The following is a 17,094-nucleotide window of genomic DNA, read 5'->3' on the forward strand; positions in this document are numbered from 1 at the left end:
GGGGTCACTCCGCGTGTAATGCAAAGGGCCGACTCGCGCCGGCCCCGCTCCTTGAGGGCAATTTTACCGCGCCGGGCGCGGCGCTGGCCAGATACAAAACGACTGCAATCAGATAACCTTCAGCGCCTCATGAAGAACTCCCGGCCATCCGCGGTCATTGTCCGCGGCGCGCGTCAGAATAACCTCAAGAACCTGGACCTTGACATTGCCGCCGGCCAGCTCCTGGTGGTCACCGGCGTCTCCGGTTCGGGCAAGTCATCGCTGGTCTTCGACACGCTCTATGCCGAGGGTCAGCGCCGCTACGTCGAGACCTTTTCGACCTACGCGCGTCAGTTCCTCGACCGTATGGACAAGCCACAGGTCGATCGCATCGAAGGCATACCGCCCGCCATCGCCATCGATCAGGTCAATCCGGTTCGAACGTCACGCTCGACCGTCGGCACGATGACCGAGCTCAACGACCATCTCAAACTGCTGTTCGCGCGAGCGGCAAAGCTCTTTTGCCGGTGCTGCGGCAAGCCCGTGACCCGCGAAGATCCGGAGTCGGTTACCCGCGATCTCATGGCGCGCGCCGCAAGGTCGCCACAGTCGCGCTGGCTGGTGACTTTTGAAATCAGTGTGCCGGCGAATTTTCGGACCGAGGAAGTCCAGCAATACCTGGCGGCGCAAGGCTATCACCGCTACCGGGAGGTCGGGGCTGGCCGGGTCGAAGTCATCCAGGATCGATTGCGCATCGATCGCGCCGACCCATCGCGCCTCACCGAATCCGTCGAAGCGGCGTTGCGACTCGGCGGCGGCCGACTGGTCGCGCACCGGCTCGCGGGCGAGTCGGGCGAGGAAGTCGTCGAATCGGCGGCGTATACACAGGCCCTCGCCTGCGCGAGCTGCGATCTTGCCTATGCCGATGCGACACCGAGCCTGTTTTCATTCAACTCGCCTCTGGGCGCCTGTGAAACCTGCCGCGGCTTCGGGCGTGTCATCGGTATCGACTACGGCCTCGTGATTCCGGATGGGAGCAAAACACTGCGCGGTGGCGCCGTCAAACCCTGGCAGACCAAGGCATTTCGCGAATGCCAGACGGATCTGCTGCGCTATGCGAGGCGCCGCGGGGTCGATGTCGATCGTCCCTGGGTCGAGCTCGATTCAGCCACCCGCCAGTGGGTCATCGAAGGCGAAGGCGGATTCGATGACAAGGTCTGGTATGGGGCGCGACGGTTCTTCGCCTGGCTCGAAAGCAAGTCCTACAAGATGCATATCCGCGTGCTGCTCTCGCGCTATCGCGCATACACGCCCTGCCAGGCCTGCGGCGGCGCTCGCCTGAAGACAGCGGCGCTGCTGTGGCGAATTGGCGGGCGCGATGCCGCCGAGCAGGCGTTGCAGGGCCGGCCGCGCTTTCGCCCGCAGGATGTGCAGTGGAACGATGAGATGCTCGCGGCGCTCCCCGGCTTGTCGATTCACGATCTGATGCAGCTGCCCATCGAAAGGCTGGCAGGTTTCTTCGGCGCGCTCGAGCTCGCCACCATGGAACAACGGGCACTCGACACGCTGCTGGGCGAGATTCGCCAGCGGCTCGGGTTCCTGGCGACCGTTGGGCTCGGCTACCTCACGCTCGACCGCCAGTCGCGCACGCTCTCCGGTGGCGAGGTCCAGCGCATCAACCTGACGACCGCGCTAGGTACGTCGCTGGTGAACGCCATGTTCGTGCTAGACGAACCATCGATAGGCCTGCACTCGCGCGACATCCATCGCCTGATGCAGGTGATGAAGAAGCTGCGCGATGCGGGTAACACGCTGCTCGTCGTCGAGCACGATCCCGAGATCATGCAGGAAGCGGATTGCCTGCTCGATCTCGGGCCGGGACCCGGCAGCAAAGGCGGCGAAATCGTCTATTACGGGGAGCCGCGAGGCGTGCTCGACACACCGAACTCTCTGACCGGGGACTATCTCGCAGCGCGGCGGCGCATTCCTGCATTTTCCGGCGGCCCGCCGCGAGGCGCGGCGTGGCTGCGTCTCGTTGGCGCGCGCGAGAACAATCTGCGCGATATTGATTTTTCGATGCCGCTCGGTTGTCTCGTCTGCCTGACCGGTGTTTCCGGCTCCGGCAAATCAACCCTGGTCGATCTGGTGCTCTACCGCGCGCTGCGCAAAGCCATGGGCCAGCCGACCGAGGCGCCTGGCGAATTCCGCGAACTGACAGGCGCCGAGCAGATTCACGACGTCATCCTGGTGGATCAGTCGGCGATCGGTCGCACGACGCGTTCCAATCCGGCGAGCTATGTCGGCGCCTTCGACGCCATTCGCAAATTGTTCGCCGCCGAGCCACTGGCTCGTGAGCGCAAGTACACGGCAGGTACGTTCAGTTTCAATTCCGGCACGGGCCGCTGTGCGGAATGCAACGGCAATGGTTTCGAACACATCGAAATGCAGTTCCTCTCGGACGTGTATCTGCGCTGTCCGGCCTGCGACGGCAGGCGCTTTCGCGCCGAGGTGCTGCAGGTCGCCGTCGACGGTGCCGGCAGTCGGCGCGCCAGTATCGCCGATGTCCTCGCGATGACCGTTGCCGAAGCCGTGGAGTTCTTTGCGGCCGAACCAGAAATCCTGCGCAGGCTCGCTCCGCTCGTTGCAGTGGGCCTGGAGTACCTTGCGCTCGGTCAACCAGTGCCGACACTCTCCGGCGGTGAAGCACAACGACTCAAACTTGCCGGCCATCTCGCGAGCGCCTCAACAAGCGAGCGCGGCACGCTTTTCATATTGGACGAACCCACGACCGGTCTGCACTTCGAGGACATCGCGCGGCTCATGCGTGCGCTGCGCCAGTTGGTGGAGCGCGGCGATTCGCTGCTCGTGATCGAGCACAACCTGGATGTCATCGCCGGTGCCGACTGGATCGTCGATCTTGGGCCCGAGGGCGGCGATGGCGGCGGGCGCATCGTATTTGCCGGCACGCCGGCGGCGCTCGCCGGAAACGCCAGCACTCACACCGGCGCGGCCCTTGGCCGTTACCAGCGTCGCGGTCGATTCATGAGCGAGCAGAGCCGCGGTCGCGCGCATCCGCGCGAGGAGCCCGAGCGCGCAATCTCGGTGCACAACGCGCGCGAGCACAACCTGCGGCAGATCGACGCCGTGATTCCACATGGTCGTTTTACGGTGTTGACAGGCGTGTCCGGCTCGGGCAAATCGACCCTTGCCTTCGACATCGTATTCAACGAGGGACAGCGTCGTTATCTCGAATCCCTGAACGCCTATGCGCGCCAGTTCGTGCAGCCTGCAGCGCGGGCGGATGTCGATTCGGTCACGGGCATACCGCCGACGGTCGCCATCGAGCAGCGCACCAGCCGCGGCGGCCGTCGCAGTACCGTGGCGACGCAGACCGAGATCTACCATTTCCTGCGCCTGCTGTTTCAGAAGCTCGGTACGCAATATTGTCCCGATTGCGACGTTGCGATCAGACCGCAGAGCATGCCAGCGATCGCCGCACAGATACTGCGCCGGCATCGGGGAAGGGAAATCACGCTGCTCGCGCCACTCGTGGTCGGCCGCAAGGGCTACTACACGGACCTCGCCGCCTGGGCGCTGCGCAAGGGCTATGGCCATTTGCGCGTCGATGGCGAGTTGACGCCGACCGCCGCCTGGCCGCGGCTGCGCCGCTACGAGCAGCACGACATCGAACTGCCTGTCGCGACGCTGCGTCCCGACATACGGCGGGAAAAGGCCTTGCGCGATTCGCTCGCGGTCGCGCTCGATCATGGCAAAGGTATCGTGCAGGTACTTGCGGCGGGCGGGCGGATGACGACCTATTCGACCTTGCGCGCCTGTCCTTCCTGCCAGCGCAGCTTCGCGGAACTCGATCCCCGGCTGTTCTCGTTCAACTCACCCCAGGGGTGGTGCCCGGCCTGTCGCGGCACGGGTTGCGTATCGAACGACGATGCCGAGGAGCCGCCCGACCCTGAAGGCGCCGCAATCTGCGAGCAATGTAACGGCAACCGCTTGAATGAAGTCGCGCTCCATGTGCGACTCTCCGGCCACTCTATCGCCACCTGGACTGCCGACACCGCGAGCGAGTGCCGGGCGAGACTTGGGCGTGTGAAACTTGATCGACGCGATCGCCTCATTGCCCGTGACATCCTTCCCGAGATCCGCGAGCGACTGGGATTTCTCGAGCGCGTGGGCCTAGGCTACCTGTCGCTGGCGCGTGCGGCGCCGACCCTGTCTGGCGGCGAGGCGCAGCGCATCCGTCTCGCGGCTCAACTCGGGTCGAACCTCAAAGGCGTTTGCTACGTGCTCGACGAACCCACGATCGGCCTGCATCCGCGCGACAACCGCATGCTGCTCGATGTGCTGGCACGCCTTGGACGCAACGGCAATACGCTGCTGGTCGTGGAGCACGACGAGGACACGATTCGAAGTGCGGATCACATCATCGACCTTGGGCCCGGCGCCGGCACGCGCGGTGGGCGGGTGATTGCAAGCGGCAGCCTGCAGCAATTGATGCGCACGCCCGAGTCGGTCACGGGCCGCGCGATGAAGGCAGCCGCGCAACGCGGCATCACGCTGAACGAAAACGCACCGCGCAGTGCGCGGTACCTGCGCATACGTGGCGCCAAGCGCAACAATCTGCGCAATATCGATGTCGACATCCCGCTGCATGCGCTCGCGCTGGTCACAGGTGTTTCCGGCTCGGGCAAATCGACACTGACCCGAGGCACGATCTACGAGAACCTGCTGCGCGTCGTCGGCAAACGCAGCACGCCGAAGACGTGGCTCGGTTGCAGGCGCGTATCCGGCTACGACAGCATAGACCGCGTGCTGGAAGTCGATCAGACGCCTATCGGCAAGACGCCGCGGTCCTGCCCCGCGACCTACGTCGGGATCTGGGACGAGATCCGTCGGGTGCTGGCCAATACCACTGAAGCGCGGCTGCGCGGCTATAGCGCCAGCCGCTTCTCCTTCAATACGCCCGGTGGCCGCTGCCCGACCTGCGAAGGCCAGGGAATGAAGCGGATCGAGATGAGTTTTCTTCCGGACGTGAAACTGCCCTGCGATGCCTGCAACGGCCTGCGCTTTGATCCGCAGACACTGCAGGTGCGGCACCGCGGCCTGAACGCCGGCGAGATTCTGGCGATGGAAGTGGAGAGCGCTTGCGAGTTCTTCGCTGCCCACCGGCGCATCGCCGCGACACTGCGGCTGATGGTGCAGATCGGCCTGGGTTACCTGACACTCGGACAACACAGTCCGACGTTGTCGGGCGGCGAGGCGCAGCGAATCAAGCTGGTAGCGGAGCTTGCGCGCGCCGAAGGCAGCCGCCAGCACACCCTGTACCTGCTCGATGAGCCGACCGTCGGCCTGCACATGGCCGATGTCGAGCGACTGCTCGACGTGCTGCGCCGCCTGGTGGCAACCGGCAACAGTGTGCTCATTGTCGAGCACAATCTGCAGGTCATCGCCGCAGCCGATCATGTCATCGACCTTGGCCCGGAAGGTGGCAGCAACGGCGGCCGCATCGTCGCGAGTGGCACGCCGCGCCAAATCGCCTCGAACCGTGCTTCACATACCGGACGGATACTACGCCGGCACCTGCACAATCCGCGTGGCACGGGGCTATCGCGCGGAAGCGCCCGCGGGCGGGCGGTCTATAATTGACCGCCATGAGTCACGATCTGGTGTGCTGGAAATGCGGCGCGAGCCTCGCCGCGCTGACGTTGCCGCTATCGCGCCGGGACGAGTGTCGCGCCTGCCGCGCAGAATTGCATGTCTGCCGCATGTGCTGCGAATACGATCGCAATTACGCCAAGCACTGCCGGGAACCGACCACCGAGGAGGTCCGCGACAAGGAAGCCGCGAATTTCTGCGACTACTTCCGGCCGCGCAGCGGGGCTTTCGACGCGGCCAAAGGCGCCGCAGGGGAGCGCTCGCGTGCTGAACTCGACAAACTGTTCGGCGGCAAGTAGGGATCAGCTCTTCAGGCGATCCGCCAGCCGATCGAGGAGCTTGGAGAATTTCCTGGTGCGGTTGTCGACCTGCACACGCAAGTGCCGCACGCCCGAGTCGTTGAGCAATTCGCCGCGCCCGTTGTCGATCTGAAGCTCGCTCGCACCGAGGATTTCCAGCGTTTCCTCGAGCGATTGCGGTGCGCCCGCCGGCTTGCTGCGACGACCGGGCGCCGTCGCCTTGAACTTGCTCTTCTCGTTGCGTACCGCGTCGATCTTGGCGCGCACCTGCTCGGGCGCCATACGCTGGACGGGTTCGCGCGGCTTGGCCGTCGAAGTTTCCTGATCGACATCGAACAACTTGAACTCGCCGCTGGCACTGGTGTCGACCTGCGGCTTGCGACTGGCCTGGGCCTTGTCCGCGGCGCTGGCCGAATCGGCTGCAGCCCTGTCCTTCTCGCCCTGGCCGACAGGAACGACCGCAACGGATGCGAAGTCCGAGCGCACGTAATGCGCAACCTGTTTCGCGGATACCGCATCGGAGAAGAAACCGAGCCGCAGGCCGAACCATTTTCGGCCATCGCGATCGCCTTCGACGGTGTATAGCGTATAGGCGCTGAAAATCGCGAGCGGCGGCACCTGCGCCAGGTCGATCGGTGTGACCGACCAGTCGAGCTGCACGGCAAAGGAAACCGGGGCGTTGTTCTCGAGCTGGCCGCGCAGGGCCCGCATCGTGCCGGTATCGTCTGGACGCAGCAGCTGAATGTCGTTGGCCTCCGCTTCGGCGCCGCGCAATGTCGCGCTGTCACCGCTGTCGGAGCGCTGGCGCTCGAGCATCTTGAGCACCTGTGTATCCGACAACTCGGGCTTGGCGAGCCGCGCCGTTGGCGAAGCCGGCGCAACAACGGCGGCAGGTGCTGCAGATGGAGCCACGACGGCAGGTGCCGCGGGTGGAGCGGCCTTGGCGGCCGGTACGCGAGTCGGCGTCGGTGGTACTTTTGCACTCGCTACGCGGGTAGCCGCCGGCGGCTGGGGCACGGCGCGTGGCGGCGATGTTACAGCCGGTTTGGCGCCGCCCAATTGCGCAAGCACCTCGCGCACATTCGACGGTGGTACGTTGTTGCGCGGCAGCTTCTTGCGTCGCTGTGAACTCCTGGGCTCTGCGGCCGGAATGACAGCCGGCTTGGCGGGTTGTCCCCTGACGGGCGCAGCGCCTGCCGGCGCACGCGCGGCAGATGTCGTCGGAGCGGGCTTGGCCGCGGGCGCTGTCGTGGGGGCGGCTATGGACGGACGCGCTGCAGTCGTTGGCTTGACCGCGGCCGGGCGCGGCGGTGTTGCAACCGGCGCGGCAACCGGTGCGCCTGCGCCTCGCGCCACGGTTGCGGGCGGTGACGCCTTGCGCGGTGCGCTCGGCGCAGCTGCCGGTGCTGGCACAGCCGCCTGGGCTGGCGCGGCCGGCGTCACCGACGCGGTGCGCGGAGAATTCTTGCCTACGACGCAGGCAACAACCGGCGCCGCCTTGGGCGCTGGCGTCGCCACAACATTCGGTGCAGCCGCTCTGGACGGTGCGGGAGCGGCGGCCGGCGCTGCGGCCTGCCGGGCGGCAGCCAGCTTCTTGCCTGGCGCATCACCCACCCATGCCGCGGGATAGATTTCCCGGACGATGTTCAGGAGCTCATTGGCTTCGCGACGCGTCGCGAAATAGCCCATGTGCAGGCGGAATCGCTCCCGACCCTCTTCCCGTCGGCGACTGACAAAGAACGTAAACCGCGCAAGCTCCGGCGACTGCGGTTTCACGAGTGCCATTGGCGTCGTGGACGAAGACAGATTGATGACGAATTGTCCCGATTGAGCGCCGCCCGACGCGGGGCCCGCGTGCACACCTGAGTCGTCGAGAGAACTCGCCGGTCGATTCATGAAGTTTTTCCCCGGAACAATAAAGCGTACGCACTGACCGGGCTTGCGTGGCGTCCGCTGGGGAATCGAAGGTCGAGGACGCGATGCGCCTCGTCGGTAACCCCGCTGTCCAACAATCGACGGACCGGAAGCTTTGCGTCCCCGCCTCGCGACGGGTTTGCCCTTGTCAGAGCGGTAGAGTGGACAAGCGTGTGTCATCCGTCAAGCAAGGACTGTGTGGTACGCGTCGCATTCCACCGACAGCTGCGCCCGCGCGCTGGGCAACCAGACATATTGCGCGCCGGCTATTTTACGGATTCCAGAAACGGCCCGCGGCAACGAGGCGATGAGAGAAATAGGGATCGTCCAGATAGGCAATGCTGACCACGCGTCCCGAACTCGGCGCATGCATGAATCGGCCGTCGCCCAGATACAGACCGACGTGATCGGTGGCCTCGCCATTGATCCTGAAGAACAGGAGATCACCGGGTTTCAGATCCGCGATCGCAACCGGCAGCGCTCTGCGGCGTTGCTCGCGCGCCGTTCGCGGCACCACCACGCCGTGTTGTGCGTGGGTATAGAGCACCAGGCCACTGCAATCCATGCCCGTGCGATCCGCGCCGCCATAGCGATAGGGTGTGCCGACGAGCGACAGCGCATCGGTGGCGATCAGCGCGCCGAGCGTTTTCGGTGTTGCGGCGATGGGTGCGGTGTCGCTGCCCTGGCGATCCACGGACGTATCGGGCGCGGTCGTGGCGCAGGCCGCCAGCAGGGTCGGCAGGAGCAGCGCCGCCAGGCAAGATGGACCGCAGCTGCGTCGGCAACGCAATGCTGCCTCGCGCATCTCAGCCGGTCGCCGTGTACGGCAGCGACTCCTGGACGCTCGGTCGCTGCGCCAGCAATGTACTGATCTTTCGCGCCGGCAGGGGCCGCGACAGGAGATGTCCCTGGATGAAATCACAGCCATGTTGACGCAGGAACTCCAGCTGCTCGGCCGTCTCGACTCCCTCGGCAACGACCTCCTTGCCGAGCGCATGGGCCATGGTGATGATCGTGTCGGTAAGCGTGGCCGACGCGCCATCGGCTGGCAGGTCCTCGACGAAACTGCGGTCGATCTTGACCACCGCGATCGGGTGCTGCCGCAGATAGTTCATGGCCGAATACCCAGTGCCGAAATCATCGAGCGCGATACGTATCCCCAACTTTGCCAGACGCTCGAGCGCATCGCCAGCCGCGCTGGCTGCGAGCACGGACTCGGTCAACTCGAATTCCACGCAACTGGGTTCGATGGAAAATCGCTGCAGAATACTTTCCGTCAAACCGAAGAACTGCGGGCTATCGAGCTGCTTGGCGGAGATATTGACGGCCAGCCGGGCCGGCGCAATCTCCTGCGCTCGCCATTCGGCATACTGTTCGCAGGCTGTTTCCAGGACCCAGGCGCCGATGTCGATGATCAGGCCCGACTGCTCGGCGGCTGGTACGAATTCCTTTGGATCGCGCGGTCGGCCCCGGCTCGCCTGCCAGCGCAGCAGGGCCTCCACCGCGACGATTGCGCCGTTGCTGCTCGCGAACTGCGGCTGATAATAGAGCGCGAATTCGCGTCGCTCGAGGGCGCGATGCAGGCCGCTGGTCGTCGCGGTTATTTTCAGGTCCCGCATGCGCGGCTCGAAGAACACGGCGCGCCCGCGACCACTGTCCTTGGCGCGATACATCGCAAGGTCTGCGTTGCGCATGGCGTCCTCGGCACTGGTCGCATCATCGGGCAGCATGGTCACGCCGATACTGGCACCGATCCGGTAGTCCCTGCCGCCGATGCTCACGGGCTTGTGCAGGCTGTGAACGATACGCTCCGCAACGACCTGCGCGGCCTGTGGATCGGCAATTTGCCGCAGGATGATCGTGAATTCATCGCCACCGATACGCGCGACCGTGTCGCCGTCCTTGACGCAGCCACGCAGACGTTGGGCCGCAATGGCCAGCACCTGATCGCCCGCAGCATGTCCCAGGCTGTCGTTGATCTTCTTGAAGTGATCGAGATCGACGAACAGGAGAGCGCTGCGTGCCGAGCCGCCGGCAACCGCGGCGACTTCCTGTTCCAGCCGGTCGGCGAGCAGCAGGCGGTTCGGCAGCCCAGTCATGCCATCGTAGTGGGCCTGGCGGTAGAGAACCGCATCGCGCGCCTGCTTCGACAGCGCGGCCGCGAGACGTCCGGCGAACTCCTCGACCTGTCTGGCGGTATCGGGTACGACGCTGGGTGCATCCTGGAACCCGACTGCCAGCAAAGCACGTAGATCGCCTTCGACATTGACGGGCCACATCCAGAAATACTCGCTGCCGGCCTCGCGCAACGGCGCAATGACGCTGTGGCGTGGTTCTTCGCAGCGCGCAATGGTCAGTCCCTGCGGTGAATTCTCGACCATTGGCAGCAGTTCGGCATCGATGGGCACACGCGACATTTCGGCAGCCGCACGCTGGGCTGTCAGGAAATAGTTGCGCCCATAGGAGCGCGTATTCGGATCGAGCAGCACGATGCATGATGACGCAGCACCGGTCGTTCGCAGCAATCGCTCCAGCAGGCCATCGACGATGGCCTCGACATCATCGGCTGCGAGCAGCATCCGGTCGACTTCAGCCAGGGTTTCGAGCGAGCGGAACTCGCCCTCGATGCGCGTCGCGGCGCGGTTGTAGGCATCGACTGCATCGCTGATCTCATCGGCCCGACGCGGCTCCAACCGCGCCTGCTGGTGCCGGCCCAGCCGGTCGAGCGCCGTCTGCAGCGCGGCCAGCGGTGCAACGTACAGACCGGTGAGGTAGATGACCGCGGCACCCACCGCCAGCAGCAGCGACAGCACGGCGGCGAGCGTGATCAGTACGCCACGGGCGGTGAGCAAAGCGCCAGGCGTATTGGCCTGCATGGTGAGCACGGTCAGCGATTGCGGCGCAACGAGCCCCGAGGGCAGTTGCAGCAGAGCGCTGTGACCCAGCCACTCCCTGCCGCCCGCCTGCCAGCCGAAGCGTTCGGCCGAGGTCTCGAATGCCGCTGGATCGAACTGCGCACTGACGCCGGTTGGCAGAACCGCGTCGCGCGGAAAACCCGGCGGCGTGAGCAGCGCGCCAGCACCTGCGACAAGTACCAGACCGAATGTGGGCGCCTGGTCCGGGTCGCTGCCCAGGAGCCAATGCCTGTCGAGTTCGAAGATCGCGAGCCGCGCCTCGGCGGCCGGGCCAATCCTGCGCACGACGAAGATGCTGGTATCGCTGTCGAACTGCGCCGTCACCAGCGCAGCCGTATCGACGTTGCGCAGCACGTCCTCGCCAGCGCCGCTACGCATCAAGGTTCGCGCCACGGTACCGTTGTGATCTGCCGGCACGACGGTGACCGAGCTGAATGCCGGCGAGACGATCACGTTGGCGCGCAGCACCCGATCGTCACGCCCCGATGCACCGGCCACCAGCACGGCACTCACGTCACGCGCCGCCGCCAGGCGACTCTGCAGGCCCGAAACGGCTGCTTCGCTGCGCGCCCCGAGCTCACTTTGCATTCGCCCGGACTCATCGACCGATCGCTGCCATGAGATCAGTCCGAAGAGCACCAGCAGCGGGGCGCATGCGGCCAGGGAGATGACTTCCGCCATCCGCTGGCCGATCGATGTTCTCAGATGGCGAAGCAGCTTCTGCATGCTGACGCGTGTGCCCCGGTGGAGTTGTCCGCTAACTTAGCGAACAACCAAAGACCAAGATTGCGAGTTAACGCAATTTCGGGCCTGACACGGCAACGCCGATCCCGGAACTGCCGACTGCGTCACATGCCCCCTGTGGTTGACTCGCAACGTCGCAGGCGCTAGCGTCCGCCGCTCGAGCATTCAACTACCTGAGGGAGCCAACGATGGCGAAAGCCAGAAGGACTACGCATCGCAGCAGCAAGGGCACCAAGCTCTATGCGGTTCGCGATGCCAAGGGCAGATTCAAGGACATCCAGAGCTACAAGCGCGCCCATGCAGCAGACCTGCGCCGCACCTCGAAGGCGGAAGCCGCCGGGAAGCCCGCGGCCAAGAAAGCGACGCGCAAGAAAGCCAGCAAGAAGAAATAGCACGCTCCGGCAGCCACCGTCGCTGGCTGCCGGTTTTCGCGAGAACAGATCGCTAATTTCCGGGCGCAGTTCGGAGCTTGCCAAGCTCCTGCATGGCGTCGTAGGCGTAGCGATAGACGCCACGACGGCCACTGCGGGCACAACCCAGCATTGCGCGCGCCACCGTATTGGCGCTGATGGCCCGGTACTGCCGTCGCGGGCCACCCAGGAATGGATTGACCGCCGGCATGACCAGCATGGCCGCGAGCTCCGCTGGCCGCAGTTCGCGGCGCAATCCCAACAGCAGGCCGGGCTGCAGGATATCGAGAGAGCTGAACCCGAGAGCGGCAACAGCGGTTTCCAGCTCGCCCTTGGTCCGAAGATAGAAGTTGGTCGATGCGCTGTTGGCGCCCGCCGCGGTCAGCAGCACGAAGCGCTGCGCGCCACCCGCGCGCGCGGCCCGCCCAAAAGCCATCACGAGGTCGTGGTCGACGCGACGAAACTCCGCCTGTGAGCCGGCACGCTTGATGGTCGTGCCGAGACAGCAGAATGCCGTATCGCAACGCGATCCCTTGAGCTGTGCCTCCAGCCGCTCGAACTGCACGATCCGGTTCGCGAGCCGCGAGTGATCGCCCGGCAGCGGCCGGCGGGTGATGGCCACCACCCGCGTGAAATCCGGCACCTCGAGCAGCAGGCTGAGCAGTCGACTACCGACGAAACCGCTGGCGCCCGCGATCCAGGCCTGCTTCGAATCCGTATCGTTCATTATTATTCTGCCATTGTATTGCGCAGGCACGGCCTTGGCACGCCCAAAGCGCACATCGGGCGCGCCGCCAGGGCTGATCTGCTCGCCAGCACGGAACCCCGGGGGCGTCGCGAAGGTCAGCTATGGCTGATTGCAGGTTCAAGAAGCGATAGTATGACCGCGACAGCGAACGGGGTGCACCCATGAGGCGATTTGCGGCGTTGATCTGCGGCATGCTGACCCTGTCAGCCGCCGCCTGGGCCCAGGACGACAGCGAGCGGCTGGCCCTCTATCAGCAATTTCGCGCCGAATTCGATGCGCGCCGCTTCGAGGACGCACTGGCGCGGGCCAACGAGCTGGTCAGTGCGACCGAAAGCACTTTCGGCAACGATGCGCTCGAGCTGGCCATCCCGCTTACCAACGTCGGCACGACCGCGCTGCGCCTCGGCAACCTGGGTCTTGCCGAGACATCCTATCTGCGCAGCGTCACGGTGCTCGATGCGAATACCCGCGGCGCCAATGCCGATCTCATCCCGCCGTTGCATGGACTCGGCCTGACCTACCTGGCGAAGAATGATCCGACGAGCGCCGCGATCGCACTACGCCGCGCGGTCGATCTGTCGCGTAACCTCAACGGCCTATACAACATCGGGCAGCTGCCGATCGTGGAGTCGCTGATCAGCGCCGAGGTCGCGCTGAATCAGCTTGCGGACGCCGAGAAGGAGCACCAATACGCCTATCGCATCGCGGAAACCAACTACGGCGCGACCGACCCGCGCATGTTGCCCGCCATGGCGAACTACGCGGCCTGGTTCGAGTCCATGGGCCGCTTCTCGACGGCACGGCGCATGTACGCGCAGGCACTCGGCGTTGCCGAGAACAGTCTGGGCAAAGCCGCCCTCGAGTCGGTGCCGCCATTGCGCGGGATCGCCCGCACCTACATGCTCGAATTCCTGCTCGGCTACGAGGATCCCGAGGCCAGCGCCGCTGCGCAGGATCCGTTTGCATCCCAGAACCAGACGGGCGCGCAACTGCAGCGGGTCAATACCGACGGCGAGAAAGCGCTGCTGATTGCGCTCGATCGCATCAACAAGGCGACACCACCCGATCTCGGATTGCGCGGCCAGACCCTGCTCGACCTCGGCGACTGGTACCTTGTGGGCGCCAATTCCGCCAAGGCGCTCGGTGTCTACCAGCAAGCCTGGCCCGACCTGGTGGCCAGCAACCAGTTGGACCTGGTCGCGAAGCCGCGCCAGCTCGCCTACAAGGCGCCGTCGAGTTCCATCACGCGCTCGAGCTACGACCCCGACAAGGAGGATCTTCGGGTGGTCGAAGTGAAATGCAGCGTGAGCGAAACGGGCAAGATCGGCGATTGTGAGTCGATGCGCAGCGAGGCGTCGGACGCCCAGGAGCGCTCGGTGATTTTCGCGGCGAAGAAATCCCGCTATGCGCCACGCATGGAAAACGGGGTAACGGTACCGACCGAAGGCATCATCGTGCGCGACTCGCTCGTGGTCGCCAAGCCCGCGCCACCGAAATCTTGACGCTGCTATCGCCCTGCGAGTCGTTCCTGTGGTGGTGGCACGGGCGCAGGCTCCGCGGCCGGCGGCACCGGTTCGGGTAGGGATGCCGGCGGCGACACAACACCAGTCGCCGGTGCCGTGTCGATGATGGGTACGGCCTCGATGCGATTCGCCCTCGCGCCAGTCGCACTCGCCAGCAGGGGCGCGCCATCGCGCAACTGCGCCGCCAGCGTCATCTCGGGAAACTGCACCAGGAATTTCGCGACGGCATCGCGCATGGCGCGCTGGCTGGCGAGGATCAGCGGATTGCCGCTCGAGACACCCTTCGCGGCACTGTTGCCATAGCCGGTGAGCGTCAGGCTATCAACGGCTGCGCCATCGGGCGTCAGGACGTTGAATCGATAGCGAATGGTGACGGCATAGTAGCCGCCACCGGTGTCCTTCGCGGTCGCGAAGGAGAACTGTTCGATCCTGGGTTCGAAAATCGCGCGTAATCCGCTCGCGGCATGAGCCTCCTCGAGCGTCGAGAACTCGGCGACATCCTTGAATTCCGCGCCGAACAAAGCGCGCACCATGGCAAGGTGGCCCGGTCCAAGTTCGATGGACCAGGGCACGCCCCAGCGCGATTCCTTATGGACGAAATTGCGCATGTCGGGCTGCACGAGCAGGCCGACGCGTGCTTCGATTGGATTGACGAGCGCACGCGGCAACGCCACGGCAGGTGCGATTTCGACGCCGCCGCAGCCGACGATCAGCGCCGCGGCGAGGCAGGCGCCGACCGTTGCGCCAACGCGGCTCAGCGCTCGCCGCTGAGACACTTGCGCACCCCGCCAAATTCGACCGCAAAGCCGCAGGCGTCGTCCTGGGTGATGCCGACGAAGGTACCGTCGTTCTGCGCGCACATACTGCGCATTAAGGCGGAAAACTTGATGTTTGTAAATGCCGTGGGACCGGCCACGGCGGGGAATCCAATGGCATGGATGCGCACCATCTTGCGGCCGCCCTTGCCGGGCAGATTGACCGCCGCCACGGCATCGAGCGCCGTCTGGATGTAATCGCCGGTGTATTCATCGCCGAGCACATAGAGGCTGATGCGCTTGTCCGGCGCCCAATATCGCCTGATGGCCTCCACGATGCCTTCGACCGGGCTGGAATTGCTGTACGGCGCCCAGTCGGGCATGCGCTCGAGGATGCGCCGCCGCTGCCGGTCGTTGTCCTCGAGCCACTTGCCGCGGGTGCCCTCGAACATGGGCCGGCCCTCGTCGTCCATGACCTGCAGTCCCTTGACCTTGGGATAGATATCGAGGATTTCAGTCATCACACCGGCCGCCGTATCCCAGTGCTGGCCGTGCATGCTGTTCGAGGTATCGATGATGAAAATGATGTATTCGCTGTCGACTGGAATGCCGCCGATCGCGTCCGAACGCAACGGCCGGTCGGGTACCTTGGCTTCGAGCAGCTTGACGTCGGCCGTCAACTGCCGGTAGGCGTCTGCCAGCTCGTTCTCGACGATATCGCTCACGCTCGCTTCGTTGCGCGATGTCTTGAACTCACCGCGCACGCTGCTGATATCGCCGGCAAGACGGCTCAGGCGCCTTTTCTCGATCGTGAGCTTGTCGATGCGACCCTGCAATTCGCGGTTGAGTTGATCGGTCTCGCCGCGCAACGCGAACAGCTCTTCCTGCAGTTTCTTCAATTGCTGGGACAGGTCCTGTCGCGATTTTTCGATGATCACGGGCTGGCCGAATTCCGACAGCACGAGAAGCAGGATAACCGCGCCGAAACCGCAGCAAATGCAGTCGATGAACGACAGGCTGATGATTTCGGTCTCGCGTTGTCGCCGCTTCATGGCCAGTCCCGCGATGGCATCACGAAACTGCCGCCGCTCTTGCGCGCGACCATCCAGTAACGATGTGTCGCAGGCAGATCGCCTTTCATGGGCAGCAAAACGACGTCGATGGGCGTCTTTGCGGGCAGGTCACGCGTTGCGGCATCGAACAGTTTGGCGCGATCGCGCACGGAGATGTATTTGGCGAATCCCGGCGGGGTGCTGCCCTGCGTTGGCAGGCCATCGGTGATCAACACGATCTGATCCGGCGCAGGCTTCAGGTCCTTCAAAGCCGCCAGCGCATTGACCAGGCTCGTGCCCTCCTCCGGTACGAGTTCACGGACGGCGTCGCGCAAGCGTCCGCGTGTGGCGCGGTCATCGGCACGCAACCACTTGCCTGCAGTCTCGCCGAGCACGGCCTTCGAATTGACGTTGAATGCATACAGCTGGTAGCTCGATTCGCCGGGCAACTGCGTGCTGAGCCAGTCGACGATGCGCACTGCGCGGCGCCACTTCTCGGTGCGCCGGCGCGTCTCAGGCGCGGTATTGCGCAAACGAAGGATCTCCACGACGTCGTCGTGCATCATGCTGGCCGAGCGGTCCAGCAGGATCAGGATTCGCTTGCCACGCAAATTAAGGCCATTGATATAGCGTCTCGGACCGCCACGCAGCTTGCCCGTCGCCGAGGGTAGATCATCTTCGCCCGCACGCGCCGACAACCGCCGCGATTCCTCCTCCAGCGAACGCACGTCGGCCTTCAGTTTCTCGATGTGCTCGCGTCGCGCCAGCGTCTCCTTGTCGAAGACGGACGACTGCTCGCGCCGTTCCTGGATCTCCTGCACGAAGCGTCGCGCGCGCTCGGCGGCGGATGCGGTTTCACTGGTGGTCTTCTCGAGCGTATTGCGCAACACGACCAGATTCTTGGTGCCTTCCAGCACTTCGATTTCGAGACGGCTGACTTCGGCCGCGAGATCGTCGGTACGCCGGATACGCTCCTGGCCGCTTTGTGCGCTGATGATGGTATAGAAAAGGATCACGGCACCGAAGCCGCAGCTGATGCAGTCGAGGAAGGACAGGCTGAAGACTTCGACCTTGCGGCGGGGCAT

At 64.8% G+C, this 17,094-nt stretch carries 11 protein-coding genes and 1 riboswitch; of the genes, 4 read left to right on the plus strand and 7 right to left on the minus strand.

What is annotated here, in order from left to right:
* Positions 1-129: 129 nt before the first annotated feature.
* Both uvrA and R3E77_15370 read left to right on the plus strand, forming a co-directional pair.
* On the plus strand, positions 130-5,640 hold the full coding sequence (gene uvrA / locus R3E77_15365; protein ID MEZ5500791.1) for an excinuclease ABC subunit UvrA: 5,511 nt from the start codon (positions 130-132) through the stop codon (positions 5,638-5,640).
* 5 nt (positions 5,641-5,645) lie between these two features.
* Positions 5,646-5,948: a hypothetical protein gene (locus R3E77_15370; GenBank protein MEZ5500792.1), complete on the plus strand. Its 303-nt coding sequence runs from the start codon at positions 5,646-5,648 to the stop codon at positions 5,946-5,948.
* Between the two features lie 3 nt (positions 5,949-5,951).
* Here the strand turns inward: R3E77_15370 and R3E77_15375 are convergent, their stop codons facing one another.
* The 3 genes from R3E77_15375 to R3E77_15385 form a co-directional block, all read right to left on the minus strand.
* On the minus strand, positions 5,952-7,844 hold the full coding sequence (locus tag R3E77_15375) for a hypothetical protein (GenBank protein MEZ5500793.1): 1,893 nt from the start codon (positions 7,842-7,844) through the stop codon (positions 5,952-5,954).
* A gap of 92 nt (positions 7,845-7,936) precedes the next feature.
* Positions 7,937-8,016, minus strand: a riboswitch (cyclic di-GMP riboswitch).
* A 117-nt stretch (positions 8,017-8,133) separates the two neighbouring features.
* Entirely contained in the window at positions 8,134-8,667 is a 534-nt protein-coding gene (locus tag R3E77_15380) for a C40 family peptidase (GenBank protein ID MEZ5500794.1), read from the minus strand.
* 1 nt (position 8,668) lies between these two features.
* Entirely contained in the window at positions 8,669-11,503 is a 2,835-nt protein-coding gene (locus tag R3E77_15385; GenBank protein ID MEZ5500795.1) for an EAL domain-containing protein, read from the minus strand.
* Positions 11,504-11,709: 206 nt separating this feature from the next.
* Here R3E77_15385 and R3E77_15390 point away from each other — a divergent pair, with 206 nt between their 5' ends.
* A complete protein-coding gene (locus R3E77_15390) occupies positions 11,710-11,913 on the plus strand; it encodes a hypothetical protein (GenBank protein ID MEZ5500796.1) in 204 nt (67 codons plus the stop codon).
* Between the two features lie 52 nt (positions 11,914-11,965).
* Here R3E77_15390 and R3E77_15395 read toward each other — a convergent pair whose 3' ends face one another.
* The gene (locus R3E77_15395) at positions 11,966-12,658 is read right to left on the minus strand and encodes a hypothetical protein (GenBank protein ID MEZ5500797.1); all 693 of its coding nucleotides are present in this window, start codon (positions 12,656-12,658) and stop codon (positions 11,966-11,968) included.
* 182 nt (positions 12,659-12,840) lie between these two features.
* On the opposite strand from R3E77_15395, the gene R3E77_15400 reads away from it, so the two are divergent.
* Entirely contained in the window at positions 12,841-14,181 is a 1,341-nt protein-coding gene (locus R3E77_15400) for a hypothetical protein (GenBank protein ID MEZ5500798.1), read from the plus strand.
* Positions 14,182-14,186: 5 nt separating this feature from the next.
* Here the strand turns inward: R3E77_15400 and R3E77_15405 are convergent, their stop codons facing one another.
* Genes R3E77_15405 through R3E77_15415 form a run of 3 tightly spaced genes read right to left on the minus strand, consistent with a single transcriptional unit; the run spans position 14,187 to position 17,094 of the window.
* Positions 14,187-14,978 (minus strand): hypothetical protein, encoded by a 792-nt coding sequence (locus tag R3E77_15405; protein ID MEZ5500799.1) that lies wholly within the window; start codon positions 14,976-14,978, stop codon positions 14,187-14,189.
* Complete coding sequence (locus R3E77_15410; GenBank protein MEZ5500800.1) at positions 14,957-16,009, minus strand: hypothetical protein; 1,053 nt, start codon at positions 16,007-16,009, stop codon at positions 14,957-14,959. The genes R3E77_15405 and R3E77_15410 overlap by 22 nt, the downstream gene beginning before the upstream one ends.
* A complete protein-coding gene (locus R3E77_15415) occupies positions 16,006-17,094 on the minus strand; it encodes a VWA domain-containing protein (protein ID MEZ5500801.1) in 1,089 nt (362 codons plus the stop codon). Before R3E77_15415 ends, R3E77_15410 begins: the two co-directional genes overlap by 4 nt.

It is taken from the genome of Steroidobacteraceae bacterium, from assembly GCA_041395505.1.
Taxonomy (GTDB): domain Bacteria; phylum Pseudomonadota; class Gammaproteobacteria; order Steroidobacterales; family Steroidobacteraceae; genus JAWLAG01.